The 25,367-nt window shown below is 73.3% G+C and carries 25 protein-coding genes; 16 read left to right on the top strand and 9 right to left on the bottom strand.

Annotated features, from left to right (window positions below):
- Positions 1–20 precede the first annotated feature (20 nt).
- A complete protein-coding gene (locus P1K89_RS20840) occupies positions 21–965 on the bottom strand; it encodes a LysR family transcriptional regulator (protein WP_284618430.1) in 945 nt (314 codons plus the stop codon).
- A gap of 121 nt (positions 966–1,086) precedes the next feature.
- On the opposite strand from P1K89_RS20840, the gene P1K89_RS20835 reads away from it, so the two are divergent.
- Together P1K89_RS20835 and P1K89_RS20830 are read left to right on the top strand one after the other, a co-directional pair.
- On the top strand, positions 1,087–1,713 hold the full coding sequence (locus P1K89_RS20835) for an FMN-dependent NADH-azoreductase (RefSeq protein WP_284618429.1): 627 nt from the start codon (positions 1,087–1,089) through the stop codon (positions 1,711–1,713).
- Between the two features lie 32 nt (positions 1,714–1,745).
- Complete coding sequence (locus P1K89_RS20830) at positions 1,746–2,618, top strand: pirin family protein (protein ID WP_284618428.1); 873 nt, start codon at positions 1,746–1,748, stop codon at positions 2,616–2,618.
- A 15-nt stretch (positions 2,619–2,633) separates the two neighbouring features.
- On the opposite strand, the gene P1K89_RS20825 is transcribed toward P1K89_RS20830, so the two are convergent.
- Together P1K89_RS20825 and P1K89_RS20820 are read right to left on the bottom strand one after the other, a co-directional pair.
- Positions 2,634–2,912, bottom strand: a complete 279-nt coding sequence (locus P1K89_RS20825) for a DUF427 domain-containing protein (protein ID WP_284618427.1) — start codon at positions 2,910–2,912, stop codon at positions 2,634–2,636.
- A gap of 123 nt (positions 2,913–3,035) precedes the next feature.
- Entirely contained in the window at positions 3,036–3,188 is a 153-nt protein-coding gene (locus tag P1K89_RS20820; protein WP_284618426.1) for a hypothetical protein, read from the bottom strand.
- Between the two features lie 151 nt (positions 3,189–3,339).
- Here P1K89_RS20820 and P1K89_RS20815 point away from each other — a divergent pair, with 151 nt between their 5' ends.
- Genes P1K89_RS20815 through P1K89_RS20805 form a run of 3 tightly spaced genes read left to right on the top strand, consistent with a single transcriptional unit; the run spans position 3,340 to position 5,870 of the window.
- Positions 3,340–4,044, top strand: coding sequence for an ABC transporter ATP-binding protein (locus P1K89_RS20815; protein WP_284618425.1), 705 nt, complete (start codon positions 3,340–3,342; stop codon positions 4,042–4,044).
- Positions 4,041–5,303, top strand: coding sequence for an ABC transporter permease (locus P1K89_RS20810; RefSeq protein WP_284618424.1), 1,263 nt, complete (start codon positions 4,041–4,043; stop codon positions 5,301–5,303). The genes P1K89_RS20815 and P1K89_RS20810 overlap by 4 nt, the downstream gene beginning before the upstream one ends.
- Positions 5,304–5,315: 12 nt before the next feature.
- Positions 5,316–5,870, top strand: coding sequence for a DUF3299 domain-containing protein (locus P1K89_RS20805; RefSeq protein ID WP_284618423.1), 555 nt, complete (start codon positions 5,316–5,318; stop codon positions 5,868–5,870).
- Here P1K89_RS20805 and P1K89_RS20800 read toward each other — a convergent pair.
- Entirely contained in the window at positions 5,849–6,070 is a 222-nt protein-coding gene (locus P1K89_RS20800; protein WP_284618422.1) for a hypothetical protein, read from the bottom strand. The genes P1K89_RS20805 and P1K89_RS20800 overlap by 22 nt on opposite strands.
- 143 nt (positions 6,071–6,213) lie before the next feature.
- Between P1K89_RS20800 and P1K89_RS20795 the strand changes: the two genes are divergently transcribed.
- From P1K89_RS20795 to P1K89_RS20785, 3 genes are all read left to right on the top strand, one after another.
- Positions 6,214–6,552 carry a hypothetical protein gene (locus P1K89_RS20795; RefSeq protein WP_284618421.1) on the top strand — a complete coding sequence of 113 codons (339 nt, stop codon included), beginning with the start codon at positions 6,214–6,216 and terminating at the stop codon, positions 6,550–6,552.
- Positions 6,553–6,654: 102 nt separating this feature from the next.
- Positions 6,655–8,709: a TonB-dependent receptor gene (locus P1K89_RS20790; RefSeq protein ID WP_284618420.1), complete on the top strand. Its 2,055-nt coding sequence runs from the start codon at positions 6,655–6,657 to the stop codon at positions 8,707–8,709.
- A gap of 84 nt (positions 8,710–8,793) precedes the next feature.
- The gene (locus P1K89_RS20785; RefSeq protein ID WP_284618419.1) at positions 8,794–9,069 is read left to right on the top strand and encodes a hypothetical protein; all 276 of its coding nucleotides are present in this window, start codon (positions 8,794–8,796) and stop codon (positions 9,067–9,069) included.
- A 71-nt stretch (positions 9,070–9,140) separates the two neighbouring features.
- Here the strand turns inward: P1K89_RS20785 and P1K89_RS20780 are convergent, their stop codons facing one another.
- Positions 9,141–10,439: a tetratricopeptide repeat protein gene (locus P1K89_RS20780; RefSeq protein ID WP_284618418.1), complete on the bottom strand. Its 1,299-nt coding sequence runs from the start codon at positions 10,437–10,439 to the stop codon at positions 9,141–9,143.
- A gap of 220 nt (positions 10,440–10,659) precedes the next feature.
- Positions 10,660–11,691: a M14 family zinc carboxypeptidase gene (locus tag P1K89_RS20775; protein ID WP_284618417.1), complete on the bottom strand. Its 1,032-nt coding sequence runs from the start codon at positions 11,689–11,691 to the stop codon at positions 10,660–10,662.
- Positions 11,692–11,778: 87 nt separating this feature from the next.
- On the opposite strand from P1K89_RS20775, the gene P1K89_RS20770 reads away from it, so the two are divergent.
- From P1K89_RS20770 to P1K89_RS20750, 5 genes are all read left to right on the top strand, one after another.
- Positions 11,779–12,447: an alpha/beta hydrolase gene (locus tag P1K89_RS20770; RefSeq protein ID WP_284618416.1), complete on the top strand. Its 669-nt coding sequence runs from the start codon at positions 11,779–11,781 to the stop codon at positions 12,445–12,447.
- A gap of 121 nt (positions 12,448–12,568) precedes the next feature.
- Positions 12,569–12,691: a hypothetical protein gene (locus tag P1K89_RS20765; RefSeq protein WP_284618415.1), complete on the top strand. Its 123-nt coding sequence runs from the start codon at positions 12,569–12,571 to the stop codon at positions 12,689–12,691.
- A 70-nt stretch (positions 12,692–12,761) separates the two neighbouring features.
- Complete coding sequence (gene amrB / locus P1K89_RS20760; RefSeq protein WP_284618414.1) at positions 12,762–14,126, top strand: AmmeMemoRadiSam system protein B; 1,365 nt, start codon at positions 12,762–12,764, stop codon at positions 14,124–14,126.
- Positions 14,123–15,208, top strand: a complete 1,086-nt coding sequence (gene amrS / locus P1K89_RS20755) for an AmmeMemoRadiSam system radical SAM enzyme (RefSeq protein ID WP_284618413.1) — start codon at positions 14,123–14,125, stop codon at positions 15,206–15,208. The genes amrB and amrS overlap by 4 nt, the downstream gene beginning before the upstream one ends.
- 101 nt (positions 15,209–15,309) lie before the next feature.
- Positions 15,310–16,071 carry a VOC family protein gene (locus tag P1K89_RS20750; protein ID WP_284618412.1) on the top strand — a complete coding sequence of 254 codons (762 nt, stop codon included), beginning with the start codon at positions 15,310–15,312 and terminating at the stop codon, positions 16,069–16,071.
- 24 nt (positions 16,072–16,095) lie between these two features.
- On the opposite strand, the gene P1K89_RS20745 is transcribed toward P1K89_RS20750, so the two are convergent.
- A complete protein-coding gene (locus P1K89_RS20745) occupies positions 16,096–17,241 on the bottom strand; it encodes a DUF1501 domain-containing protein (protein WP_284618411.1) in 1,146 nt (381 codons plus the stop codon).
- 2 nt (positions 17,242–17,243) lie between these two features.
- The gene (locus P1K89_RS20740) at positions 17,244–18,635 is read right to left on the bottom strand and encodes a DUF1800 domain-containing protein (RefSeq protein ID WP_284618410.1); all 1,392 of its coding nucleotides are present in this window, start codon (positions 18,633–18,635) and stop codon (positions 17,244–17,246) included.
- A 214-nt stretch (positions 18,636–18,849) separates the two neighbouring features.
- Between P1K89_RS20740 and P1K89_RS20735 the strand changes: the two genes are divergently transcribed.
- From P1K89_RS20735 to P1K89_RS20725, 3 genes are all read left to right on the top strand, one after another.
- Entirely contained in the window at positions 18,850–20,181 is a 1,332-nt protein-coding gene (locus P1K89_RS20735) for a CE1 family esterase (RefSeq protein ID WP_284618409.1), read from the top strand.
- 29 nt (positions 20,182–20,210) lie between these two features.
- Positions 20,211–20,717, top strand: a complete 507-nt coding sequence (locus P1K89_RS20730) for a hypothetical protein (RefSeq protein ID WP_284618408.1) — start codon at positions 20,211–20,213, stop codon at positions 20,715–20,717.
- A gap of 71 nt (positions 20,718–20,788) precedes the next feature.
- On the top strand, positions 20,789–23,413 hold the full coding sequence (locus P1K89_RS20725) for an ATP-binding protein (protein ID WP_284618406.1): 2,625 nt from the start codon (positions 20,789–20,791) through the stop codon (positions 23,411–23,413).
- Positions 23,414–23,482: 69 nt separating this feature from the next.
- Here the strand turns inward: P1K89_RS20725 and P1K89_RS20720 are convergent, their stop codons facing one another.
- The gene (locus P1K89_RS20720; RefSeq protein ID WP_284618405.1) at positions 23,483–25,261 is read right to left on the bottom strand and encodes a matrixin family metalloprotease; all 1,779 of its coding nucleotides are present in this window, start codon (positions 25,259–25,261) and stop codon (positions 23,483–23,485) included.
- Positions 25,262–25,367: the final 106 nt, after the last annotated feature.

Here is a 25,367-nt window from a genome sequence, read left to right as displayed (position 1 = left end):
TTCACCGGCTCACCACCGGTTCACGCCTGCACCGACGGTTCCGTGCAGGTGCCCAGCGTGGTCGCCAGTGCGTCGATGAACACGCGCGTGCGCGCCGGCATCAGGCGGCGGCCGGGGAATACCGCCCAGCACTCGGACGGTGGCAGACACCACTCGGGCAGCACGCGGCGCAGGCTGCCGGCGCGCACCATGGTCGCTGCGTAGAAGTCCGGCGCCGAGACGACGCCGCAGCCCGCCAGCGCCATGCGCAGCAACACGTCGGGCGAGTTGGCGCTGGAAAAACGCGCCGGCGCGCCCTGCCACTGTGCCGGCGTGTCGGTGCCCTCGCCACGCAGCAGCTGCCAGCTGCGCGCCTCCCCGCTGCGCCCCAGCAGCAGCAGGCCGTGCAGCGCCAGCAGGTCGTCCGGCGTGCCCGGTTCACCCACCTCGTCCAGGTAAACGGGCGAGGCGTACAGCCCCAGGGTCATGCGGGCCAGCCGGCGCGCGGCGAGCTGGCTGTCCTCCGGCAGGTCGCCCATGCGCACCGCGAGGTCGAAGTTCTCGCCGATCAGGTCGACGCGCCGCGGCGACAGGTCCATCTCCAGCTGGATCGCCGGGTGCGCGCGCACGAACTCGGCCAGCATCTGCGGCAGCGCGACGTTCGCGAAGTCGCCGGGCATCGACACCCGCAGGCGCCCGCTCGGCCGCGCCTGGCGGTGCGAGGCCAGCGCCTGCGCGCCGTCGACCTCGGCGGCCAGCGCGCGCGCATGGTCGAGCACGCCGAAACCGAACTCGGTGATCGACAGCTTGCGGGTGCTGCGCTGCAGCAGGCGTTCGCCCAGGCGTTTCTCCAGCGCCGCGATGCGCCGGGACACGGTGGATTTCGGCAGCCGAACGCGTTCGGCGGCGCGGCTGAAGCTGCCCGATTCGGCCACGCGGGCGAACAGCAGCAGGTCGTTGGCATCGAGGTCCATGGCCCGAATCATCGGTCGATTGTTCCGCTGGTGCAACGAAGTTATCCCGATCGATGGCTTCCGTTGCCCCAGTGCGATCAATACAGTGGAGCCCATCGATTCACCCCCCGACCCCGCCGCCAAGGAGCCCCTGATGAACATCCTGCAAGTCAATTCCAGCGCCCGTCCCTACGCCAACGGCGCCGGTTCGATCTCGACCCGCCTGGCCGACGAGCTGGTGCAGCAGTTGCGGGCGGCGAACCCCGAGGCCGGCTTCACGCTGCGCGACCTCGCCGCGCAGCCGCATCCCGTGCTCGACGAAGCGACGCTGGGCGCGCTGTTCACGCCGGCCGATGCCCGCACGCCCGAGCAGGCCGCCCGCGTCGCGCTCGACGATGCGCTGATCGCCGAGATCCAGGCGGCCGACGTGATCGTGCTCGGCGTGCCGATGTACAACTTCGGCGTCAGCGCGCAGATGAAGAACTGGATCGACGCGATCGCCCGCGCCCGCGTCACCTTCCAGTACACCGCCAGTGGTCCGGAAGGCCTGCTGAAGAACAAGACGGTCTATGCGGTGCTGACGCGCGGCGGCATCCACCGCGACCAGCCCAGCGACACCGTCGTGCCCTACCTGAGGACGGTGCTCGGCTTCCTGGGCATGACCGATGTGCGTTTCGTCTACGCCGAAGGTCTGGCGATGGGTCCCGAGGCCGAGGCCGCGGGCATCGCCGCGGCGCAGGCGCAGATCGCCGAGTTGCTGCAAGCTGTCGAAACCGCCTGAGTTCCCCCCACCCCCAACCACGGAGTCTCCTGATGAACACGACCACCCTCGACAACACCGTCGTCGCGCGCGGCCGGTCCGTCGAGCGCCTGGTCGCTGGACAAGCCACCAGCGACGGCGCCGGCGTCAAGCTGACCCGCGTGCTGACGCAGCCGCTGCAGTTCCGCCTCGACCCCTTCCTGATGCTCGATGCCTTCGGCTCCGACGACGCCGGCGACTACATCGCCGGCTTCCCGGACCATCCGCACCGAGGCTTCGAGACGGTCACCTACATGCTGGCCGGCCGCATGCGCCACCGCGACTCCGCCGGCCACGAAGGCCTGCTGACCAATGGCGGCGTGCAGTGGATGACCGCCGGCCGCGGCGTGATCCACAGCGAGCTGCCGGAGCAGGAAGAAGGCCGCATGGAAGGCTTCCAGCTGTGGCTGAACCTCGCCGCGGCGGACAAGATGCAGCCCGCCGGCTACCGCGACATCCCGTCGACCGAGATCCCGGAGTTCAGCCGCAACGGCGTCACGGTGCGGGTGATCGCCGGCTCGAGCTACGGTGTGAAAGGCGCGGTGCAGCGCCCGCGCACCGAGCCGCTGTACCTGGACCTGCACCTGGAGCCGGGCGCGCGCTTCGAGCAGCCGCTCGATCCGGCGTTCAACGCCTTCGTCTACGTCTACCGCGGCGCGCTGTCGATCGAGGGCACGAACGTGCCGCTGCAGCGCATGGCGGTGCTGGCCAACCGCGCCGATGGCGACGGCGTCGTGCTGACCGCCGGCGACGAGCCGACGCGCGCGCTGCTGATCGCGGGCCGGCCGCTGAAGGAGCCGATCGCGCAGTACGGCCCGTTCGTGATGAATACGCGCGACGAGCTGATGCAGGCGGTCGAGGACTTCCGCAACGGCACGCTGGCCTGATCGGCCGGGCGCAGGTCAGTCGATGACCTGCACCCCCTTGCCGAAGGCGACGCGGCCCTTGAGCGCCCGGGCCGCGTCGGTCGGTTCGGCGTAGTACCAGGCCGCGTCCGGCTTCAGCTCGCCGTTGACGAACAGGCTGTAGTACTGCGCCTGGCCCATCCAGTTGCTGGTGCGGTGGTTGCTGAAGGTGATGTACTCGCGCTTCAGCGCCGCTTCCGGGAAGTAGTGCTCGCCCTCGACGACCACCGTGTCGTCGCTCTCGGCGACCACCACGCCGTTCCACACTGCTTTCATCGCGCCTCCGAGGCATCGCTCTTAGAAGCCGCGCATCGTAGCGGCATGAAAAAACCCGCCGGCCTTGCGGTCCGGCGGGTGAAACATCCCCGAGGTCAACGGGGGACGGGAGGAGTCAAGGGGTCAGGTCGACTGCTGCGAGGCGGTGGCCTGCGCCAGCTGCTGCGCGGCCTGGAATTCGGTGTGCGCCAGCCCATTCAACCCGAACAGCACGCCCAGCGTCACGAGGGCGGCGAGGCCGAAGGCGGTGGCTTGGGCGGTGAGGGCGTTGTTCATGGTCGGTTCCTGTGGCGTGGCGTCTGTCGATGGGGTGGACTGTAGGGAGCCGGGCAACGCGCCGCGAGCGGCTTGCGACGAAGCCGCGCCGGCGCGGCACCAGCCGCAAGCAGCGCGGATGAACCGCGCGCAGCGGCTAAGCTGCGCGCCCATGTCCACCGCCCCCGCGCTGCAGGTCCGCGGCCTGCGCTACCGCTGGCCCGGCGCCGATGCCGACCTGCTGCAGATCGACGAGCTGACCGTCGCCGCCGGCGAACGCCTGTTCCTGCGCGGCCCCAGCGGCAGCGGCAAGTCGACCCTGCTGTCGCTGCTGGCCGGCGTGCTGCTGGCCGATGCCGGCGAGCTCGCGCTGCTCGGCCGCGACTGGCGCACGCTGTCGTCGGCCGGCCGCGACGCGTGGCGTGCCGACCACCTCGGCTACATCTTCCAGCAGTTCAACCTGCTGGCCTACCTGTCGGTGCTCGACAACGTGCGGCTGCCGTGCCGGTTCTCCAAGCCGCGCGCGGCCCGCACGCCCGCCGGCGACGCGGAACGGCTGCTCGAACGCATCGGCCTGGCCCGCGCGCTGTGGCACCGGCCGGCCGGCGCGCTGTCGGTCGGCCAGCAGCAGCGCGTGGCCGCCGCTCGCGCGCTGATCGGCGCGCCGGCGGTGGTGATCGCCGACGAACCGACCTCGGCACTCGACGAGGACCTGCGCGACAACTTCATGGCGCTGCTGCGCGAGGCCTGCGCCGACGCCGGCAGCGCGCTGGTCTTCGTCAGCCACGATGCGCGCCTGGCCGCTCACTTCGACCGTCAGCTGGACCTGCCGGCGCTGAACCGCGCGACAGCGCAGCCGCCGGCGGTGACCGCATGAAGCCCCTGCTGAGCCTGGCCGCGCGCAGCGCGTGGAACCGCCGCTTCGTGCTGTCGCTGGTGGTAGTGTCGATCGCGCTGTCGAGCTTCCTGCTGATGGGCATCGAGCGCATCCGGCAGGACGTGCGCGAGAACTTCTCGTCGGCCGTCTCGGGCACCGACCTGATCGTCGGTGCGCGCACGGGGCCGGTGCAGCTGCTGCTGTATTCGGTGTTCCGCATCGGCAACGCGACGAACAACATCCGCTGGAGCAGCGCGCAGGCGCTGGCGCAGCACCGCGCGGTGGCCTGGATGGTGCCGCTGTCGCTGGGCGACAGCCACCGCGGCTTCGCGGTGCTGGGCACGACCGGCGACTACTTCGCGCACTTCCGCCATGGCGACAAGCAGCCCTTGCGCTTCCACCAGGGCAAGCCGTTCGACGCGCTGTACGACGTCGTGCTCGGCGCGGAGGTCGCCGCACGGCTGCACTACAAGCTCGGTGACCGCGTGGTCCTGGCGCACGGCGACGGCGCACTGCAGGCCAACGACCACGCCGACAAGCCCTTCACCGTCGCCGGCATCCTCGCGCCCACCGGCACGCCGGTGGACCGCACGCTGCACGTCAGCCTGCAGGCGATCGAGGCGCTGCATGTCGACTGGATCGCCGGCGCGAAGCTGCCCGGCATGGCGGTGTCGGCCGATGCGGCGGCGCAGCGCGACCTGACGCCGCGCAGCGTCACCGCGGTGCTGCTGGGGCTGAAGAACCGGGCCGCGGTGTTCTCGGTGCAGCGCGAGGTGGCGGCCTTCCGCGACGAGCCGCTGCTGGCGATCCTGCCCGGCGTCGCGCTCGACGAGCTGTGGACGGTGGTCGCGCTCGGCGAACGGGGCCTGCAGGCGATGAGCGCGCTGGTGGCGCTGGTGTCGGTGGGCGGGCTGGTCGCGGTGATCCTCGCGGGCTTGAACGAGCGCCGGCGCGAGCTGGCGATCCTGCGCGCCGTCGGCGCGGGTCCGCGCCAGGTGCTGTGGCTGCTGGCCTTCGAAGGCGCGCTGGTCACGGTGGCCGGGGTCGCGCTGGGTGTCGTCGCCTGCTGGTTGACGGTGGCGCTGGCGGGCGACTGGGTGCAGGGGCAATTCGGCCTCGCATTGCGGGCCGCGCCGCCCGGCGCGCCAGAATGGCGGCTGATCGGCGCGCTGCTCGCCGGGGGCTGGCTGGCCAGCCTGCTGCCGGGGTGGCGCGCCTACCGGTTGTCGCTGGTCGACGGCCTGTCGCCCCGCCTGTAAAGATTGCCCACGATGTCCTCCGCCTCGATCTCTCGCCGCCTGCTGCTCGCCGCGCTCGCCGGCTCCGCCACCGGCGCCTTCGCCCAGCCCGCCAGCAAGCCCGGCGGCTACACCGAGCTGCGCTGGGACGACCTGGTGCCCAAGGGCTGGGACCCGATGGCCGGCGTGAAGGACAAGAACCTCGGCGCGCTCAACGATGGCGACCCGCGCGCGATGGACATGATGACCAAGCTGCGCGAGGCCTGGGACAACGCGCCGGCCGAGCCCAAGCTCGACGGCGCGGCGATCAAGCTGCCGGGCTACCTGGTGCCACTGGACGAAAGCAAGGCCGGCATCACCGAATTCCTGCTGGTGCCGTACTTCGGCGCCTGCATCCACAGCCCGCCGCCGCCGGCCAACCAGATCGTGCTGGTGCAGCCGGCCAAGCCGCTCCAGGGCTTCCAGACCATGGACACGGTGTGGGTCAGCGGCCGGCTGCGCGCGGCGCGCCAGGGCTCGCCGATGGGCACGTCGGCGTACCGGCTCGAGGCGGCGCTGGTCGACCGTTACCAGGCGCCGGCGCGCTGACGTCCCCGCACGTTCGCCGCGCTCCAGGCCGCCATCTGCCAGGCCAGCGGCAGGCCGGCCGGCAGCGCTTCGAAGCCGCGGTGCTCGATCACCGCAAGCCCGGCCGCGAGCTCGTGGCTGGAATCGAACCAGCCGCAGCCGCGCGCCGCGTCGTCGGCGGGCTGCTCGGGCGTCGGGTCGGCGAGGGTCGTGGCGCTCATGGGGTCCTCCTGGCGTTCGTGGTTCGTTGACCGGCATCGTCCGCCGCGACGCCGCCGCGCACCATCGCCCCGGCGGGTGGACAGCAACCCCCCGTCGGAGGGAATCCCTGCAGCGCTGCTAAGCTTGCGCGCCTCCGACCGCCATGCGCTCCCGCCTGCTGATCCTGCTCTCGCTGCTGGTGCTGCTGATGCAGCCCGCCGCGCTGCTGCATGGCTGGATGCATCACCCGCTCGGCCAAGCCGGCCCGGCAGCGGCGGCCGCGACGACGGCTGAACCGGGCGACGACGGCGGCGCGACGATCGAGCTCGCCTGCCTCGAATGCCTGGCGCTCGCCGCGCTCGGCACGGCGCTGCCAGCGGCGCCCCTGGTGATCGCACGGCTCCCTGGCGAAGCCGTCGCGCCGGCCACCGCCGTGCACACGCTGCGCGGCGGCACCGGCGCGGGCTACCACGCCCGCGGACCGCCCACCCACCTGGCCTGAGCCCGGCGGCCACCGCGCCGCCCCTCCCCCGACGACGCCTCGGCGTGGCCGCCTCCGGCCGCGCGATGCGCCGTCCGCTGCCTCTTGCCAGGACTTTCTTCGATGACCCGACTGCATCCGCATGCCGTCGCGCTGGCCGTTGCCAGCGCATTCGGCGCTGCTTCCTCCCTTCACGCCCAGACCCCACCCGCCGCGACCGCCACCGTCGTGGTCACCGGCAACCCGCTCGGCCGCGATGCGCTGCTGCAGCCGGCCAGCGTGCTCGCCGGCGACGGCCTCGCGCTGCGCCGCGGCGGCACCCTGGGCGCGACGCTCGACGGGCTGCCCGGCGTCGCGTCCACCGGCTTCGGCCCGCAGAGCGCGCGCCCGGTGATCCGCGGCCTCGACGGCGACCGCGTGCGCCTGCTCGACAACGGCGGCCAGACGCCCGACGCGTCGAACCTCAGCTTCGACCATGCGGTGGCGATCGATCCGCTGGTCGTCGAGCGCATCGAGGTGCTGCGCGGCCCGGCCGCGCTGCTGTACGGCGGCAACGCCACCGGCGGCGTGGTCAATGCGATCGACAACCGCGTGCCGCGCCAGCCGCTCGACGGCCTGGCCGGTCGCGCCGAGCTGCGTGTCGGCGGCGCGGCGAACGAGCGCGCCGGCGCCGCGGTGCTCGACGGCGGGTCCGGCGGGCTGAACTGGCATGCCGACCTCGCCGCCCGCCGCAGCGAGGACCAGCGCGTGCCGCGCTTCACGCCGATGCGCGAAGGCGAACCCGGCGCCCCGGCCACCCGCATCGCCAACAGTGCCGGCGAGAGCCAGGCCGGGGCGGTCGGCGTCAGCTGGGCCGGCGCCGACGGTTACCTCGGCGCGGCGGTCGACGGCTACGGCAACGACTACGGCGTGACCGTCGAGCCCGACGTGACCATCCGCATGCGCCGCTCGCAGGTGCAGCTCGCCGGCGAACGGCGCCGCCTGGCCGGGCCGTTCTCGCAGCTGGAGTTCCGCCTCGGCGCGACGCGCTACCGCCACGACGAGGTCGAAGGCAGCGGCGAGGTCGGCACCCGCTTCCGTTCCAGCGGCCGCGAGCTGCGGGTGCTGGCGCGGCAAGCCCCCGGGCTGGACGGCCGCTGGCATGGCGCGCTCGGGCTGCAGCTGGAGTCGCTGAGCTTCTCGGCGCTCGGCGAGGAAGCGTTCGTGCCCGACACCCGCACCCGCAGCGCCGGTCTCTTCACGCTGCAGGAATGGCGCGGCCAGGCGCTGACCCTCGGCGCCGGCGCGCGGCTCGAACGCAGCCGCGTGCGCTCGTCGGGTGATCGGGCGGACGATGCGGCCGGCGCCGGCGAAGCGCGCTTCGGCGACGCCGCCGAGCGCCGCTTCTCGCCGAAGAGCGCCTCGCTGTCGGCGCAATGGGCGCTGGCGAGCGAATGGCAGGCGACCGCATCGGTCGGCCGCACCGAGCGCGCGCCGGCCTACTACGAGCTCTTCGCCAACGGCCTGCACGTCGCCACCGGCGCCTTCGAGCGCGGCGACCCGACGCTGGCCGTCGAACGCAGCCGCCATGGGGAGCTGGGCATCGGCTGGAAGCGCGGCGCGCACCGGCTGCAGGCGCAGCTGTGGGCGGCGCGCTTCTCGAACTACATCGCGCTCGATACCACCGGCGAGACGATCGACGTGGCGGGCGAGGACGGCGAGACCACGTCGGTGCCCGTCTACCGCTTCCACGGCGTGCCGGCGCGGCTGCACGGCTTCGAGCTCGAAGGCCGCTGGCGCATCGCCGAGCTGCCCTGGCAGCTCGATGCGCACGGCAGCCTCGACCTCGTGCGCGGCACCGACCGGTCCACCGGCGTCCCGCTGCCGCGGCTCGCGCCCTGGCGGCTGACGCTGGGCGCCGAGGCGCGGCAGGGCGCCTGGCGCTTCGGTGCGCAGGCCCGCCATGCGGCGCGGCAGGACCGGGTCGGCGCCGGCGACGTGCCGACGCCGGGCTGGACGCTGCTCGACCTGTGGACCGGCTGGACCACGCAGCTGGGCGGTCGCGACCTCGCTTGGACGCTCAAGCTCGACAACGCCGGCAACCGGCTGGCCACCAACGCCAGCGCCTTGCGCACCGCCCGCGAGCTGGCGCCGATGGGCGGCCGCGCGCTGTCGCTGAACGTGCGCCTCAGCCTGTGACCCGGCGTGTGTAACCAGATCTGACGGGTCGTCGCCCGGCTGATCCACGGATCACTGGAGACGGACAAACCCTAGGATGGGCGCATGACTGCACGCCTGCGCTCATCGACACCGTCTCCGGCCACCGGCGCCGCGGCGTCGCCGTGGGCGCCGGCCGAGGCCGCGGCGGACACGCCGCCGCTGTCGCAGATCCTGGCGCACTACCGCCGCCACGGCACGCTGGCCGGCGAGATCGCGCGCGCCGAGGGCGCCCCGGCGCCGGCCGGCCTGCCGGGCATCTTCCGCGAAGCGCTCGACGGCCTGCAGATGCGCGAGCTCGAGGGCGACGCGCTGTTCGACCAGTACTTCGGCGGCCGCTGAGCGGGCCCTCACGTCGCTTCACTCCTGCCCGCCGACGCGGGCCTGCACCCGCGTCGCCGACCGATCCCCGATCAGGACTTCTTCGCCGCCGCGCGCACGTGGTAGGCCCACAGCCGCGCGAGGTCGTTGGTGCCTTCGTCGGCCCCCTTGACGCCGCCAAAGCTGCGCAGGGCATCGTCGCTGCGGCCGGCGCGCCATTGCACGTAGCCCAGGTGCAGCGCGGCCTCGTCGGCGCGGCGCAGGCCGCCCTTCGCGATGCCCTGTTCAATCAGGGTCGCCGCCTTGTCCCAGGCGCCGGTGCCGGCCACCGCCATGCCCAGATTCACCAGCGCGGTGCCGTCTTTGGCCTTCTGGGCCGCGGCTTCGTTCTCGGCCAGCGCCTTCGCATCCTGCGCGGCGGCCTTGTTGGCCTGGTCGCGCAGCTTGGCCTGAGCCGCGGCATCCTTGCCCTTGCCGAGCAGACCGGCGCCGTAACCCTCGTCGAGCAGCGCCTTGGCCTCGGCGGGCAGGCCGATCAGCATCGCGCGCTGAGCCATGTCGGCGATCTCTTCGCCTTCGAGCTTCACGCCCAGCGAGCGCTGCAGGCGGTACACGTCCAGGCGCAGGCGGTCGTCGGAGAAGCCGGGCTTGCGCACGATGCGCGACAGCAGGTCGGCCCAGTAGTCTGGCGTCGGGTACTGCTGCACCAGCTGCTCCAGCGTCTGCACGTAGCCGGCGGTGTCGTTGGCCTTCTGCTGGCTGTAGCCGAGCACGCGGTACAGCGTTTCCGGCGGCTTGCGGCCGGCGGCGGTCTCGGCGGCGATCTGCGCCTTGGCCTCGGCGATCGCCCCGGCGAAGTCGTTGGTCTCGGCCAGCAGCTGGGCATGGGCGCGCAGCAGGGCCCCGTCGTTGCCGCCCTGCTGCTTGTAGCTCTTCAGGTGCTCGATCGCCTTCGCATGGTTCTTGGACTGGATCGCCAGGCGCACCGCCGATTCGGTGATCGGCAGCCGGTCCTTCTCGGGCATGAAACTCGAGGCCAGCACCTTCTCGAACAGCGACAACGACAGCGCCGGATCGCCGGCGGCCAGCGCCGCCACCGCCTTGGTGTGGTTGATCGTGTGCTGCTCGTACGGCGTCAGGTTCGGCACGCCTTCGGCCTCGGCGACCTTGGCCAGCGCCTCCTTGCCCTGGTTGGCGCGGATCATCGTCTGCGCCGCATTCAGCGGATTGGCGACCTCCGCGCGCACCGTGGGGCCGGCGGGTGCGCTGGCGGCCGAGGCCGGTGCAGCGGTCTGCGCGCCCACCGGCGCGGCTGAGACCAGCAGCGCACACAGCAGGGAAGAGACGAGCGCTGCACGGTGCGGGCGCGCGGAGAAACGGTTCGCGAACATGCCGAAGAGTCCTGCTGAGCGGGGATGGTAGGGAGAACGAACGAGGGGTGCTGCGGCGCCGACATCGGGGGTCCGTGTTTCGGACGCTGTCCGCCGCCGACAACGTGATGTGGGCGCGGGGGCCGGTCAACCGCAAGGGCGAGAGTGTAGGCGGCGAACGTATTCCCGGCCAACCGGGATGGTGACCAGGGATGACCGGGCGGGCGGGTCAGCCCCGATGTCAGCCCCGATACCAGCGGGCGAGCGCCGCGTCGGCGCATCGGCCGCGCTCGATACCCTGCGGCAGCCAGCGCGCCGCACTGGCCGCGGCGCGGGCAGCGAAGTCCAGCCAGGCCAGGTGGCGCCGCAGCACGCGCTGCTGGCGGTGGCCGATCAGCGGGTTGAAGAGCCCCAGCCGCGAGAACAGCTGGCGCGGGTTCTTCTTGACCCACAACCACGAGCCCATCTCCAGCGTCAGCGGCAGCAGCACCGGCGGCCGCGGGCGCGCGGCGGCCTGCAGCACCAGGTGGTCCCACAGGTCGCCGTGGGCGCGGTACTGCCGGCTCTGCGGCTCCAGCAGGTAGGGGTGCTGGGGCAGCGACTGGTCGAGGATGTCGCTGAAGGCCTGCAGCTCGGCCAGGTGCGGGAACGGCCGCGCGGTGTGCGCGAACGGAAACCACAGCCGGTCGTGCAGCCCGAAGCCGGAGTGGCAGTCCACCGTCAGGGCGAAGGGCCGCGGCAGCAGCTCGGCCTCGACCACCTCGCACAGCGCACGGGCCTCCGGCTGCATCGGCGCGCCTTCGGGCCCGCGGTACCAGGGCAGCCGCGGCGACAGCCGGTGGCCGCCCAGCAGCCAGGGCGTGCGGTCGTCGCCGTCCACCGGCGCGTTGCGCATCAGGTCGATACCCTGCGGGTTCGCGCGCGTCGCCAGCCGCAGGCCGCCCGGGTTGACCAGCGGCATCACGACGATGCGCAGGTCCTCCAGCAGGCGCTCCAGGGTCGTATCCCAGCGCAGGCGCATGACCAGGCCGCGCAGGAACGCCAGCGCCACTTCTGCGCCGATGCGCTCCAGCCCGTGCACGCCCCCGAAGACGCCGAAGCCGGGCCGGTCCGGCGCCGGGTTGCCGAGCGTGACGACCCACAGCGGCAGCCGCTCGCGGCCGACCGCGACCTCGCCGGCGACCCGCGCCTGCAGCCCCGGGCCGCCGGCGGCGATCAGCGCCTGCAGCTCGGCGAGCTCGGTCAGCGGGGGGGAGACAGCGTGGTCGGGCATGCCGCCTGCCACCCTAGCTCGGGCATGTGACGCGGTGATGCGGCCGCGTACGATGCGTGTCACTCACCTTCACCGGACGGCCTGTCGATGGACCTCGCGACGATCGAACTCCACCCCGCCGGCGAGCCGGTGACCAGCGTCATCGTGCTGCACGGCCTGGGCGCCGACGGCACCGACTTCCTGCCGATGTGCGACGAGCTCGACCTCTCGGCGCTCGGCCCGGTGCGCTACCTGATGCCGCGCGCGCCGGTGCGGCCGGTGACGATCAACGGCGGCTACCGCATGCGCGCCTGGTACGACATCCTCGGCAACGACCTCGTGCGCCGCGAGGACGAAGGCGGCTTGCGCGAATCGCTGGCGCTGGTGCATGCGCTGCTCGAGCGCGAGGTCGCGCGCGGCATGCCGGCCGAGCGCATCGTGCTGGCCGGCTTCTCGCAGGGCTGCGCCATCACGCTGCTGGCCGGCCTGCGCTACGGGCGCCGGCTGGCGGGCCTGGCCGGGATGTCCGGCTACCTGCCGCTGGCGACCAGCACCGCGCAGGAGCGCCATGCCGCGAATGCCGGCGTGCCGGTGTTCCTGGCGCATGGCCGCGACGACGGCGTCGTGCCGCTGCTGCGCGGCATCGCCGCGCGCGATGCGCTGGTGGAGTTCGGCCACGAAGTCGACTGGCACGAGTACCCGATGGAGCATTCGGTCTGCATCGAAGAGATTGCGGCGCTGAATCAATGGTTGCTGCAGGTGCTCGGCCCGCGCTGAGCTGGCGCGGCCATCGCGGCTGACATCGCCGCTGACGGGCGCCGCGCTGTCATCGCCCTGTCACCGCGCCGTCACCGCCGCGTTCTAGGGTGGCCGCTTCGCCCGTTCGCGAAAGGCCGCCATGAGCGCCCGCCTGCACCGCCTCGTCACCCATCCCGCGCTGGCCGTCGCCGCGACGCTGCTCGCCGGCCTCTTCGAATGCTGGGCGCTGCTGCGCGCCCGGGCGTGGCGGCCGCGCCGCTGAATTGACCGCAGACGGCCGCTTGAACTTTGGCCCTCGCGACCCACACTGACAGTAGTCCTGGGGGTTGCACATGGCCATCCGTCCCGCTGCCGTTGCCGGCACCTTCTATCCGGGCGACGCCGCGGCGCTGAGCCGCAGCGTGGCCAGGCACCTGTCGCATGTCCGGCCGGAAGCGCCGCGCGCGCGGCCGCCGAAGCTGCTGGTGCTGCCGCATGCCGGCTATGTCTACAGCGGCGACTGCGCCGCGCACGGCATCGCGCTGCTGGCGCCCTGGCGCAAGCGCATCACCCGCGTCGTGCTGCTGGCGCCGGCGCACCGCGTGCCACTGCGCGGCCTGGCGCTGCCCAGCGCTTCCGAATTCGAGACCCCGCTCGGCCGTGTGCCGATCGACGCGGCGGCGATCGACGCGCTCGACGACCTGCCGCAGGTGATGCACAGCGGCGCCGCCCATGCCCACGAGCACGCGATCGAGGTGCAGCTGCCCTTCCTGCAGGCCGTGCTCGGTCACGGCTTCACGCTGGTGCCGCTGGTCGTCGGCCAGGCGACGCGCGACGAGGTCGGCGCGGTCGTGCGGCGCCTGTGGGGTGGCGACGAGACGCTGGTGATCGTCAGCTCCGACCTGTCGCACTACCTGAGCGAGAGCGACGCGCAGCAGCGCGACCATTCCACCGTCGAGCGCATCCTGCAGTTCGACGGCGAGCTCGAAGGCGACGAGGCCTGCGGCGCCGCGGCGTTGAACGGCGCGCTGCAGGTCGCGCGCGAAGAAGGCCTGGCGCCGCGGCTGCTGGCGCAGTGCACCTCGGCCGACAGCGCCGAGGGCGATGCGCGCCGCGTCGTCGGCTACGCGTCGATCGCCTTCGAGCCGGAAAGCCCCGAAGACGATCCGGCGACGCTGGGCCCCGCGCTGATCGCCGCCGCGCGCGCGGCCATCGCCGGCGAGCTCGGCCTGCAGGCCGCGCGCCACCGCGACCCGCCGGACTTCGGCCAGCCCGGCGCCACGTTCGTGACCCTGCGCAGCACCGACGGCCGCCTGCGCGGCTGCGTCGGCCGCCTGGAAGCGACGCGGCCCTTGGGGACCGACGTGCGCCAGAACGCCATCGCCGCCGCCTTCCACGACGGCCGCTTCGCCCCGCTGACGCGCGAGGAGTGGCCGGGCCTGCAGGTCGAGGTGTCGCTGCTCGGGCCGGCGGTGGAGATCCCCGCGCGCGACGAAGCGCAGGCGCTCGCCGCGCTGCGGCCCGGCATCGACGGCGTGATCCTCGACTGGCGCGAGACGCGTGCAACCTTCCTGCCGCAGGTGTGGGAGGAACTGCGCGAGCCGGAAGCCTTCCTGCGGGCGCTGAGGCACAAGGCGGGGCTGCCGCCCGACTTCTGGGCAGCGGACCTGCGCCTGTCGCGCTACAGCGTCGAGAAGTTCGAGGAAGACGAGCGATGAGCGTGCTCGACGAGTCGCTGCATCCGGGCCGCTGGTGGCACCGGCTCGACGACGGCCGCCTGCAGTGCGACCTGTGCCCGCGCGACTGCCGGCTGCACGAGGGCCAGCGCGGCCTGTGCTTCGTGCGCCAGCGGGTGGGCGACGAGATGATGCTGACGACCTGGGGCCGCAGCTCGGGCTTCTGCGTCGACCCGATCGAGAAGAAGCCGCTGAACCATTTCTACCCCGGCTCCAGCGTGCTGTCCTTCGGCACCGCGGGCTGCAACCTGGCCTGCAAGTTCTGCCAGAACTGGGACATCTCGAAGAGCCGCGAGATGGACCGGCTGATGGATGCCGCGACGCCCGAGGCGCTGGCGCAGGCAGCGGTCGACACCGGCTGCCGCAGTGTCGCCTTCACCTACAACGACCCGGTGATCTTCGCCGAGTACGCGATGGACTGCGCCGACGCGGCGCACGAACGCGGCGTGAAGACCGTCGCGGTCACCGCGGGCTACATGCATGCCGAGCCGCGGCGCGAGTTCTATCGCAAGATGGACGCGGCCAACGTCGACCTGAAGGGCTTCACCGAGGACTTCTACTTCCAGCAGACGGGTGCGCACCTGGCGCCGGTGCTCGACACGCTGCAGTACATCCGGCACGAGACCGACTGCTGGCTCGAGATCACCACGCTGCTGATCCCCGGCCTCAACGACAGCGACGCCGAGCTCGACGCGATGAGCCGCTGGCTGCACGAGCACCTGGGCCCGCAGGTGCCGCTGCACTTCACCGCCTTCCACCCCGACTACAAGATGAACGACCGGCCGGCGACGCCGCCGTCCACGCTGACGCGCGCGCGCCGCATCGCGCTGGACCGGGGGCTGCAGCATGTCTACACCGGCAACGTGCACGACGGCGACGGCGGCAGCACCTATTGCGCGGGCTGCGGCGCGCGGCTGATCGAGCGCGACTGGTATCGCATCGGCGCGTACCGCGTGACGCCCGAGGGCGGCTGCCCGGATTGCGGCCACGCGCTCGCCGGCCGCTTCGCGCCGGCGTTCACGCGCGGCTTCGGTCCGCGGCGCATCCCGGTACGGCTGGCGTAGTGGACCCCCCCCGAGGGGGCGCGCGGGTCGGCGCCCTGTTCAGCCAGCGGCCCGAGGTCTATGCTGGTCGCCCCCTTCAACGGACCGAAGCGAGGCGCACCATGGACCACCTGCCCGGCAAATTCGTCTGGTTCGAACACCTGTCGCCCGACCCGGCGGCGGCGCGCGGCTTCTACGAGCGCCTGCTCGGCTGGCATGTCGAGCTGATGCCGATCGGCGACGAGCGCTACCCGCTGATCATGAACGGCAGCGACGGCATCGGCGGCTTCGTCACCGCGAAGGCGGGCGAAGCGACGCAATGGCGCAGCTACCTGTCGGTGCAGGACGTCGACCACAGCCACCGCACCGCGCTGGCCGCCGGCGCGAAGTCGCTGCAGGCGCCGGCCGACTTCGGCGCCGTCGGCCGCGGCGCGACCATCACCGATCCGACCGGCGCGGTGGTCTCGCTGTGGAAGAGCACGCAGGGCGACCGGCCCGACGTGCCGCAGGCGCCGCCCGGCCAGTGGTGCTGGAACGAGCTGTGGACCGGCGACGCGCGGCGCGCGCTGGCCTTCTACGAGGCCGCCTTCGGCTACGGCCACGACACGATGGACATGGGCGAGCAGGGCACCTACTACATGCTGGCCAAGGGCGGCCAGAGCCGCGGCGGCATCATGCAGTGCGGCGACGACATGCCGACGATGTGGGTGCCCTACGTGGCGGTGGCCGATGCCGATGCCACCGCGGACCAGGCGCAGGCGCTGAAGGGCACGGTGATGATGCCGCCGGCGGACATCCCGGGCGTCGGCCGCTTCTCGGTGCTGATGGACCCGTTCGGCGCGACCTTCGCGATCATCAGGCTGACACCGGCGTCGACCGCCTGACGCGCCGTCCGGCGGGCCCCGGGCTCAGGTGCGCAGCAGTCCTTGCGCCAGCCCGGCCCGCGCCGATTCCGGGAACAGGATGCGCGCGGTGCGTTCGGGATCGAGCCGGAACGCCTCGGCACACGCCGAGCTCACCAGCGCGTCCAGTGCCAGCGTCGGCGCAAGGTCGCGTCCTTCGAACAGGTTGGCGGGCGCGAGGCCCGGCCAGTCGGCCACGACGCGGCCGCCCTGCACGGCGCCGCCCACCAGCATGGCTGCCGCACCGGTGCCATGGTCGGTGCCGCCGGTGCCGTTGGCGGCCACGGTGCGCCCGAACTCGGTCGCCACCAGGATCACCGTCTGCGACCACGCGGCGCCCAGCCCCTCGTGCAAGCCGCCGATCAGCTGGTCCAGGCCCCTGAGCTGGCCAGCGAGCCGCGGGTTCTGCGCGCTGTGCGTGTCCCAGCCGCCGGTCTCGATCATCGCGAGGCGTGGACCGTCGGCCCGCGCCAGGAAGCGCGCCGCCATGCGGCCGAGCGCGGCCGGGTCCTGCCGCCGCTCGCCGCCAGGCATGCCACCCGCCATGCCCCGGGCGTCGAGCGCGGAGGACCAGATCGCGTGCAGCTGCGCGTCCTTCGCGTAGAGCTGCTCCACCCGCATCATCAGGTCGTCGGTGGCCACCGGCAGCGCCGAGGGGGCATAGGTGGTGACCTCGACCGCCCCCCGCAGCGCCATCGGCACGGCGGGTGAAAAGGCGATGGCGTCCTTGCCGTGGCGCGGCAGCAGGCCCAGCAGCCGGTTCATCCAGCCGTCCTTCACCTGGTACGGCGCGCGGCCGCCGGTTTCCAGCACGTTCTGGCCATCGAAGTGCGAGCGGTCGCGGTATGGCGAAGCCACCGCGTGGAAGAAGCTCGCCTGGCCGTCGGCATACAGCGCGTGCAGCTGCGGCAGCGACGGATGCAGCGCGAACGTGCCGTCCAGCTTCAGCGCGCTGGCCGCATCGATCGCCAGCGCGCCGCGCATGCTGGCATAGGCCGGCTCCGCATAGGGAATGACGGTGTTCAGGCCGTCGGCCGCGCCGCGCTGGATGATGAAGACGAAGCGCCGCTCGGTGGCGGCCTGCGCGAACAGCACCGGCGACGCCGTGCACAGCGCGGCAGCGCCCAGGAAGCGGCGTCGGTCCAGCGTCATGCTCATCTCCTGAGGAATTCGGGCGAGACCAGCAGCAGCGCCAGCGCCGTGCTCCCGCTCTCCGCGCGCGCCAGGGCCTGCGCGGTGGCGGCGCTCAGCACGTCCGGCAGCACGCGCGGCGCCAGCGCACGGGCATCGACGGCATCGCCGGTCTGCAGGGCCATGCGCTGCGCCGCTTCGACCCGGCGCAGCAACGCATCGGGCGCGGCCCAGGTCGCCGTCAGGTCGCCGTAGCCGGCCGGCGAGCCCGGGCGCCACACCGGCTGCCCGAGCTGGTTCATCAGGCTGGCGGCCTGTCCCGGGGGCACCTGCTGCCGCCCGAGCGCCCGCAGGCTCGACACGGCCCACTCCCAGGGCGACTTGAACTTGACGCCCTCCGGTTGCCAGGCCTCCGGCGAGGCGACCAGCGCGCGGTAGACGCTCGGCAGGTCGCCGCCGCTGCGCGTGAAGATGTCCGCCAGGCGCTGCACCAGCGCGGGGGGCGGCACGTCGGCGATGAAGTGGCGGGCCAGCTTGGTGGCGATGTGCAGCGCGGTCGCGGGCGCCGCGACGAGGTCATGGAGGATCAACCGCGCCTGCTGCTCGCCGCCCTCGGCATACGTGCGGCCGAGCACCGTCCGTGCACCGGGCTCGTGCAGCGCGGGCACGAAGCGGAACGTCGCCGCGGCAGCGTCGGCGGTGTCGCCGGCGCCGGCGGTGTCGGTAGCGGTATCGCCCGGCAGCGTCCAGCCGGTGAGCGCCCGCGCGAACTCGGTCACGTCCGCCTGCGTATAGCCGCTGCGCACCCCGAGCGTGTGCAGTTCCAGGATCTCGCGCGCCAGGTTTTCGTTGAGGCCGCGCGGGCGCTGCTGGCGCTCCATGGCACGCATGCCGGCGCGGCTGCCGGGGCCGATCGACTGCGCCTGGTCCAGGTACAGCAGCATCGCCGGGTGACGCACGACGGCCAGCAGCAGGTCCTCGAAGCGGCCCAGCACATGCGGACGAATGGCGTCGGCCTCGAAGCCGCCCGCCAGCCCGACGACGAGCAGCTTGTCCACCGACACCGCGAAGTGGTTGGACCAGAAGTGCACCAGCCGCTCGACGAAGGGAGCCGGCGCCTGCAGCGCGCTGGCGGTGCGCGCGCCGACCGCCGCGACGTAGGCCTCGCGCCCCTGCCGGAGATAGGCCTCCCGGATGCCGGCGCGCTGGCCCTCGGGCGCCTGCCGGACGGCGCGCTGCTGCGCCAGCCACGTGGCCACCAGGGCCGCGGTTCGCGGCAACGGCTGCCAGGGCGAGGGAAGCGGCTCGTAGGCGTCCAGCTGCGACAGCAGCCAGCGCCTCGGGTCGGCCGGTACCGGTTCCTCGGGCCTGGAGCCGAGGCCGAAGCGGTTCAGGGCGATGGCAGCGGCGCTCATGCGTCGGATTGTTGCAACCGGCACCGCAACCGCGCATGTCGGGGATGTGGCGGAGCGTAAAGATGCGGCTAGGCGCGGCGTACAGATTCGGCGCGCAAATCTGGGTAGTCCGCCCCCGATTTCCAGGTAGCCGCCGGCACGCGCACCCGCTGCCGCGGCCCCTAGCCTTCAGGCCATCCGGCGTCGTCATGCCGGTCGAGGTTCAGGAGGCATCATGAAGTCCCTATCGAGCATTCGACGCGTCCTCGCCGGCACGCTGCTGGCGGCGCTGCTGGCCGGCTGCGGCGGCGGCCGCCCGGGCGACACGTCGGCGCCCGCCGCCGCGCCCGACGAACGGCGCCGCGCGCTGTGGTCGATCTCCGACGACCTGCTCAACGAAGCGCTCGCCGCGACGCTGCTGCCCTACATCGAGCAGCAGTACGCCGTGCACTTCCCCGGCACGGCGCCCACGCAGGTGTCGCCGCCCTACGTCTACCGCTGCTACCCGGCCACCGGCAACTGCGTCGGCTACACGGCCACCGACCTCTACGCGCTCGGGCCGGTCGTCGGCAACCTGGTGACACCGGTGCGCGTGAGCTCGCTCGCCGAGTTCTGCGACGCCCGCCCCGCCGCCTGCGGATTGAAGCTGCACCGCACCGCGACGATCCAGGGCCTCACCCGCCACTACATCGTGCACCTGCCGTGGCGCGCGCGCGGCCAGATGAATACGCCGGCGGTCTTCATGCTGCACGGCACCAGCGGCGATGGCGAGCAGTTCTACAACGGCTCGGGCTGGCGCGAAAAGGCCGATGCCGAAGGACTGATCGCGGTCTTCCCGACGGCGCTGCGCCACTGCTACTACGACGACGACGACAAGAACGGCGTCTTCGCCCACCCGGCCGAACGCCGCACGCCCACCAAGTGGGCCGACAGCTTCCTCGGCGACCCGACCGACCGGCCGCTGTGCACCGCCGAGCAGCGCGTGGGCTTGCCCGCGGAGGCGCTCGCCGCCGTCGACCACCCGCTGGCCGACGACGTCGCCTTCTTCCGCGCGATGGTCGCCGACATCACCGCCAACTTCGCCGCCGATGCGAAGCGCATCTACGTCAGCGGCTTCTCCAATGGCGGGCAGATGAGCCTGCGGCTGGCGCACGAAGCCTCGGACCTGGTCGCCGCGGCCGCGTCGAACGCGGGCGGCGCGCAGGCGCGGCTGAACGGCCCGGCGCCGCGGCCGATGTCGATGATCTACGCGGTCGGCGACCGCGACGACCGCTACGGCATGTCGGCCGAGAACCCGTTCCCGATGACCGACCAGGGCAGCACCGCGCGCTACCAGCGCATGAACGAGCCCTTCCTCGGCGTGCTGAGCTTAGGCGCGCCCTACAGCTGGCAGCAGGCGACGCTCTACGGCCACCTGATGAGCATCTACACCCACACCACCAGCACCGCGACGCCCGCGGGCGGCAACACCTTCCACATGGCGGTGATCCAGGGGCTGGACCACCACTACCCGAACTACATGCCCGACCTGCTGTGGAACTTCTTCCGCGACAAGTCGATGCCCTGACCCCGCCACCCCGTCGAAAGGAACCGACCATGCGTCGCCTGCTCACCCTCACCCTGATCGCCGCCGCCTCGCTCGCGGGCCTGTCCTCGAGCGCGGTGGCCGCCGAGCGCACCGTCACCCACACCCGCGGCGCCGACGGCGCCAAGGACACCAGCGTCACCGGCCGCGCCGGCCGCACGACGACCATCGATCGCCAGCGCGGCGACGACGGCCTGATCGACAGCACCACCACCGGCCCCGGCGGCCGCCAGCGCACGGTCGACCGCAGCCGCGGCGCGGATGGCGCGGTCGACAAGACCGTCACCGGCCGGGCCGGCCGCACGAAGACCGTCGACCGCTCGATCGGCGCCGACGGCCGCACCGACGCGACGATCACCGGACGCCGCGGCGGAGTGACGACGGTGGACCGCTCGCAGGGCGCCGACGGTGCGGTCGACAAGACGGTCACCGGCCCGAAGGGCGGCACGCGCACGGTCGACCGCGCGCGCAATCCGGACGGCTCGCTGACGACGACCGTCACGACCCAACGCCCCTGATCGCGGGGACCGCCCGGTCGCCACCCGCCGCCGCTCAGTACCATGCGCCCCGGAGGATCGAGGGGATTCGCATGCAGGACCGGGCGGCGCCGGGTGCTCCGGCGCTGATCGAGCGCGAGATGCCGCTGGCACGCTTCGCCGACTGGCTGCGCGCGCTCGCCGCGCCCGGTGCCGGCGGGCGCTGCCTGCTGCTGCATGGCGAAGCCGGCGTCGGCAAGACCAGCGTGCTGCAGGCCGCACGCGCGGCCGCGCCGCCGGGGCTGGACTGGCTGATCGGCTGGTGCGAGCCGCTGCTGTCGCCGACACCGCTCGGGCCGCTGCTCGACATGGTCGACGGCCTGCCGCCCGGCCTCGCGTCGCTGGTGCAGCGCGGCCACCGCGTGCAGGACGTGATGCCCGAGCTGCTCGCCTGGCTGCGCCAGCGCCGCGCGCCGCTGGTGCTGGCGGTCGACGATGCGCAATGGGCCGACCATGCCAGCCTCGACCTGCTGCGCTTTCTCGGGCGGCGCATCGACGCGCTGCCGCTCGGGCTGGTGCTGAGCTACCGCGACGACGAACTGCCGCCGGAGCATCCGCTGCACGTGGTGATCGCCGGCCTGCCGCCGGCGGCCACGCTGCGGCTGCCGCTGGCGCCGCTGTCGGCCCGCGGTGTCGAGCTCGCCGCGCACCGCGCCGGCCGGGCGCCGAACGGCCTGCACCGGCTGACGCAGGGCAACCCGTTCTACGTCGGCGAGCTGCTGCGCGAGCGCGGCGGCGGGCAGCTGCCGGCCTCGGTGCGCGACACCGTGCTCGCGCGTGCGCAGCGCCTGTCGCCGCTGGCGCGCCGGCTGCTCGACGCGGCCAGCGTGTCGCCGGTGCCGGTCGAACGCGCGGTGCTGCACGGCATCGACCCGGCGCTGATCGACGCGATCGACGAATGCGCGGCCAGCGGGCTGCTGGTCGACCACGACGACAGCATCGTGTTCCGCCACGAGCTCGCGCGCCGCGCCATCGAATCGGCACTGGCCGACGGCCGCCGCCGCACGCTGCACCGCCAGCTGCTGCAGCTGCTGCCGGAGGCGCCCGCGACGCGGCGCGTGCACCATGCCGACGGGGCCGGCCTCGACGACGAGGTGCTGCAGCTGGCGCCGCAGGCCGCCGAGGATGCCGCGCGCGCCGCCGCGCACCGCCAGGCCGCCGCGCTGTACACGATGGCACTGGAGCGCAGCGCACAGGCGCCGCCGGCGCTGCGCGCCGGGCTGCTCACCGACCAGGCCGAGCAGTGCGAGCTGATCGGCGAGCTCGACCGCGCGCAGGCCGCGCGCGAGCAGGCCATCGCGCTGCAGCGCGAGGCCGGCGACGCGGTGGCCACCGCACTCGGCCAGGCCCGGCTGGCGCGGCTGCGCTGGCTGCGCGGCGACCTCGCCGGCGGCAAGCGCCTGGCCGGCGAGGCCATCGCCGCGCTGGAACCGCTGCAGCGCCCGCGCGAGCTCGGCCGCGCCGTCGCGGTGATGGCGCAGATGCACCTGCTCGACCCGTCGCGCGCCGCCGAGGACTGGGGCCGGCGCGCGCTGGCGCTGGCCGAAGCCGCGCGCGACGACGAGACGCTGGCGCATGCGCTGAACACGGTCGGCTCCGAGGAGCTGGTGCGCGCCGACCGCGACGACGCGTGGGCCAAGCTCGAGCGCAGCCTGCGCATGTCGCTCGAGCGCGGCTGGTCCGAGCAGGCCGCGCGCGCCTACATGAACCTGATCGCGCACGCGCTGGTGCACCGGCGCATGGCGCGCGCCGCGCAGCTGTGCGACGAGGCGCTGGCCTACTGCGAGGCGCGCGACTTCGAGCTCTACGTCGCGCGCATCCACGTGCGGCGCGCCTTCGCGCGGCTGGAAACCGGCGACTGGGCGCGCGCCGACCAGGAACTGGCCGCGCTGCTGTCGCGCACCGACCTGCTGCCGATGGACCGCGCGCAGTGCGAACACCACCGCGCGCGCCTCGCGCTGCGCCGGGGCCAGCCCGCCGCGCCGGCCGTACGGACCTACTGGATCGACGCGCTCGCCGGCCGGCGCGGGCCCGATCCCGCGCCGTGGTACGCGCCGCTGGCGCCGGCGGCGGCCGAAGCGGCCTGGCTGCTGGGGCAGCGCGACGGGCTGCTGCGCATCGTGCACGCGGCCTGGGCACCGTCGCTGGCCACCGGCGAGCCCTGGCGCTGCGGGCAGCTGGCGGTCTGGCTGCGCCGCCTCGATGCGCTGGAGGCCTTGCCGGCCTTCGATGTCGCGCCGCCTTGCGCGGCCGAGCTGGCCGGCCGGCTCGACGACGCGGCCGCCGCGTGGCTGCGGCTGGGCAACGCCTGGGAAGCCGGGCTGGCGCTGCTGGGCGGCACGGTCGCGCAGCTCGAACGTGCACTCGCCTTGTTCGACGAGCTCGGCGCGGCACCCGCCGCGGCGCTGGCACGGCGCCGCCTGCGCGAGCTCGGCTCGACCGCGCGCCGCGGCCTCGGTAAGGCCACGCGCGCCGACCCGCTCGGGCTCACGCCGCGCGAACGCGCGCTGGTCGAGCTGGTCGCGCAAGGCTTGAGCGACCGCGCGATCGCCGCGCGCTGGCACCGCTCGCCGCGCACCGTCGAGCACCATGTCGCGAGCCTGCTGGCGAAGCTGGGGCTCGCGCGGCGCGGCGACGTCGCGGCGTTCGTCGCGACGAGCGCGGCTCGGAAACCGTGAACGCGCCCGACGCACCCGGGCGGGCCACCCGAACGTCGGAGTCGTCGACCGCTTCTCAGCCCACAGCGATCAGCCGGCCCACGGCAGGTACCAGAGCCCGTGCTCGCTGAGACCGGCGAGGTCGATCACCGCCGCTGCCGACGGCGTCTGGGCGGCCAGCAGCGCCAGCTCGCCCTGCGTGGCTTCGCCGCGCTCCAGCAGGCCGACGTAGTGCTTCAAGGTCGCGTCGTCCGGCACCCCGCCGCCGAGGTTGGCCCAGACGCAGCGCAGGAAGTCGGCATGCCCGTGTGAACCGGCGCGTGCAGCGAATGCGTCGCTGCCGACGGCCAGCGTGGCGAGGGCCTTGGCGTCCATGCCGCCGTCGAGCAGCGAGAGCCCGAGGCCGACGATCGCCCGATCCTGCACCGAAGCGGCGCCGAACAGCGCGCCCAGCAGCGTGGCGACCGTGCCGGCGTGGCCGTCCAGGTCCAGTGCGAGCTGCACCTTGTCGTAGAAGACGACACGCTCGACGCCGCGCAACGTGTCGTGGCCGTCGACCCCGTTCTTGCCGGCGATGGCCCAGGCGTCGCCGTTGTGCACGATCCAGTAGCCGTCGTGCTCCCACCAGTAGCCGGCCGCGGTGTCGATGCCGGCGCCGCCCTCGAGCTCGTCGGCACCGGGCCCGCCGACCAGCGTGTCGTTGCCGGCGCCGCCGATGAGCAGGTCCTCGCCGGAGGTGCCGTTCAGGCTGTCGGCACCGGCCGTGCCGTTGCGCGTGACGCCGAACATCGGGCTGTTCTGCGTCGTGAACGCCGCCTCGTAGGGCAGTGCCACGGCGTGACCGGCCGCATCGCGCACCGCGCCTGCGGGCACCTCGAGCACGTAGCGCGTGCCTGCATACGGCAGGTACGGATCGACCACCAGCAGGTTGCCGAACACCTGCACGCGCGGGCTGGTCGCGGCATCGAGCACGTTCAGCACGATGCCGCTCTCGGTGCGCACGAAGATCAGCCCGCTGCCGCGCTGGATCGGCTCGTCGTAGCTCAGCGTCAGCTCGGCCTCGCTGTCGAGGATCAGCGGGCGCCAGGCTGCGGCGTCCGGCACCGCGCCGATCAGCACGGGGGCCTTGCCATCGTCGACGGCCGGCCGGGCATGCACGGCCGTCGACGGCCCGCCGCTCGAGGCATACCCCCACTCGCCGCCGAGCCCGTCGCCGCCGTAGATCCAGTTCAGCGCCAGCAGGTCGTAGCTCTGGAACACGCCCTTCGTGCCGCCGCGCGGCGTGCGCGACATCACCGTGTTGTCGGTGTGATCGCTGGCCGCGGGCAGCCGCACGTCGCCTTCGAACGAGTGCTTCAGGCCGAGCGCGTGACCGACCTCGTGCAAGAGCGTCTCGTAGGCCGCGTCGCCGCGGTCCGGATCGCTGTGCAGGCTGCGCCACCAGTTGTTGTCGTTGAGGTAGATGTAGGCGTCGGCGTCGTAGGCGAGCAGCACGTCGCCCAGCGCGGTGACCTCGCGCTCGGACCGGCACAGGCCGAGCGTGTCGGTCCCCAGGTCGGCGTTGGCGAAGTGCAGGTCCGCCGCATCGGCCGACGCGGTCTCGACGAAGACGATGCCGGTGACCTCGCTGCAATAGGCCAGCAGCTCGCGCACCGCCTTGCGCTGGTCGTCGTTGAACGCCGTCGCGGAACGATCCGGCGCGTTGGCCCTCTCGCCGAGACCGATCGTGAACGTGAAGTTCAGGGTGCCGGGCGGCCGGCCGGCGTCCGGCGTCTGGTAGTTCCAGTTGACGAACAGGCCACTCAGGGCATCGATGCGGACGTCGCCGCTGGGGACGACGGTGGTGGCTGCGGTCAGGCTGGTCGACATGGGTCTGCAAGGAGCGGGCGCAACCCGCTCTCATCGGCAGCGGCGGCGCGAACTTGAGCCCGCCCCCGAGCGGCAGGCGCGTCGGGCGGGTCGGACGCGACGGACG

The sequence above is a fragment of the Aquabacterium humicola genome (assembly GCF_030167915.1).
In the GTDB taxonomy this organism is placed as follows: Bacteria; Pseudomonadota; Gammaproteobacteria; order Burkholderiales; family Burkholderiaceae_C; genus Pseudaquabacterium; species Pseudaquabacterium humicola.
This window is presented reverse-complemented; position numbering and strand designations above follow the sequence as displayed.

Bases quoted from the DNA above. Each gene is read 5' to 3' on its own strand.
- P1K89_RS20840 (WP_284618430.1), bottom strand. From the start codon at position 965: ATGATTCGGGCCATGGACCTCGATGCCAACGACCTGCTGCTGTTCGCC.
- P1K89_RS20835 (WP_284618429.1), top strand. From the start codon at position 1,087: ATGAACATCCTGCAAGTCAATTCCAGCGCCCGTCCCTACGCCAACGGC.
- P1K89_RS20830 (WP_284618428.1), top strand. From the start codon at position 1,746: ATGAACACGACCACCCTCGACAACACCGTCGTCGCGCGCGGCCGGTCC.
- P1K89_RS20825 (WP_284618427.1), bottom strand. From the start codon at position 2,912: ATGAAAGCAGTGTGGAACGGCGTGGTGGTCGCCGAGAGCGACGACACG.
- P1K89_RS20820 (WP_284618426.1), bottom strand. From the start codon at position 3,188: ATGAACAACGCCCTCACCGCCCAAGCCACCGCCTTCGGCCTCGCCGCC.
- P1K89_RS20815 (WP_284618425.1), top strand. From the start codon at position 3,340: ATGTCCACCGCCCCCGCGCTGCAGGTCCGCGGCCTGCGCTACCGCTGG.
- P1K89_RS20810 (WP_284618424.1), top strand. From the start codon at position 4,041: ATGAAGCCCCTGCTGAGCCTGGCCGCGCGCAGCGCGTGGAACCGCCGC.
- P1K89_RS20805 (WP_284618423.1), top strand. From the start codon at position 5,316: ATGTCCTCCGCCTCGATCTCTCGCCGCCTGCTGCTCGCCGCGCTCGCC.
- P1K89_RS20800 (WP_284618422.1), bottom strand. From the start codon at position 6,070: ATGAGCGCCACGACCCTCGCCGACCCGACGCCCGAGCAGCCCGCCGAC.
- P1K89_RS20795 (WP_284618421.1), top strand. From the start codon at position 6,214: ATGCGCTCCCGCCTGCTGATCCTGCTCTCGCTGCTGGTGCTGCTGATG.
- P1K89_RS20790 (WP_284618420.1), top strand. From the start codon at position 6,655: ATGACCCGACTGCATCCGCATGCCGTCGCGCTGGCCGTTGCCAGCGCA.
- P1K89_RS20785 (WP_284618419.1), top strand. From the start codon at position 8,794: ATGACTGCACGCCTGCGCTCATCGACACCGTCTCCGGCCACCGGCGCC.
- P1K89_RS20780 (WP_284618418.1), bottom strand. From the start codon at position 10,439: ATGTTCGCGAACCGTTTCTCCGCGCGCCCGCACCGTGCAGCGCTCGTC.
- P1K89_RS20775 (WP_284618417.1), bottom strand. From the start codon at position 11,691: ATGCCCGACCACGCTGTCTCCCCCCCGCTGACCGAGCTCGCCGAGCTG.
- P1K89_RS20770 (WP_284618416.1), top strand. From the start codon at position 11,779: ATGGACCTCGCGACGATCGAACTCCACCCCGCCGGCGAGCCGGTGACC.
- P1K89_RS20765 (WP_284618415.1), top strand. From the start codon at position 12,569: ATGAGCGCCCGCCTGCACCGCCTCGTCACCCATCCCGCGCTGGCCGTC.
- amrB (WP_284618414.1), top strand. From the start codon at position 12,762: ATGGCCATCCGTCCCGCTGCCGTTGCCGGCACCTTCTATCCGGGCGAC.
- amrS (WP_284618413.1), top strand. From the start codon at position 14,123: ATGAGCGTGCTCGACGAGTCGCTGCATCCGGGCCGCTGGTGGCACCGG.
- P1K89_RS20750 (WP_284618412.1), top strand. From the start codon at position 15,310: ATGGACCACCTGCCCGGCAAATTCGTCTGGTTCGAACACCTGTCGCCC.
- P1K89_RS20745 (WP_284618411.1), bottom strand. From the start codon at position 17,241: ATGACGCTGGACCGACGCCGCTTCCTGGGCGCTGCCGCGCTGTGCACG.
- P1K89_RS20740 (WP_284618410.1), bottom strand. From the start codon at position 18,635: ATGAGCGCCGCTGCCATCGCCCTGAACCGCTTCGGCCTCGGCTCCAGG.
- P1K89_RS20735 (WP_284618409.1), top strand. From the start codon at position 18,850: ATGAAGTCCCTATCGAGCATTCGACGCGTCCTCGCCGGCACGCTGCTG.
- P1K89_RS20730 (WP_284618408.1), top strand. From the start codon at position 20,211: ATGCGTCGCCTGCTCACCCTCACCCTGATCGCCGCCGCCTCGCTCGCG.
- P1K89_RS20725 (WP_284618406.1), top strand. From the start codon at position 20,789: ATGCAGGACCGGGCGGCGCCGGGTGCTCCGGCGCTGATCGAGCGCGAG.
- P1K89_RS20720 (WP_284618405.1), bottom strand. From the start codon at position 25,261: ATGTCGACCAGCCTGACCGCAGCCACCACCGTCGTCCCCAGCGGCGAC.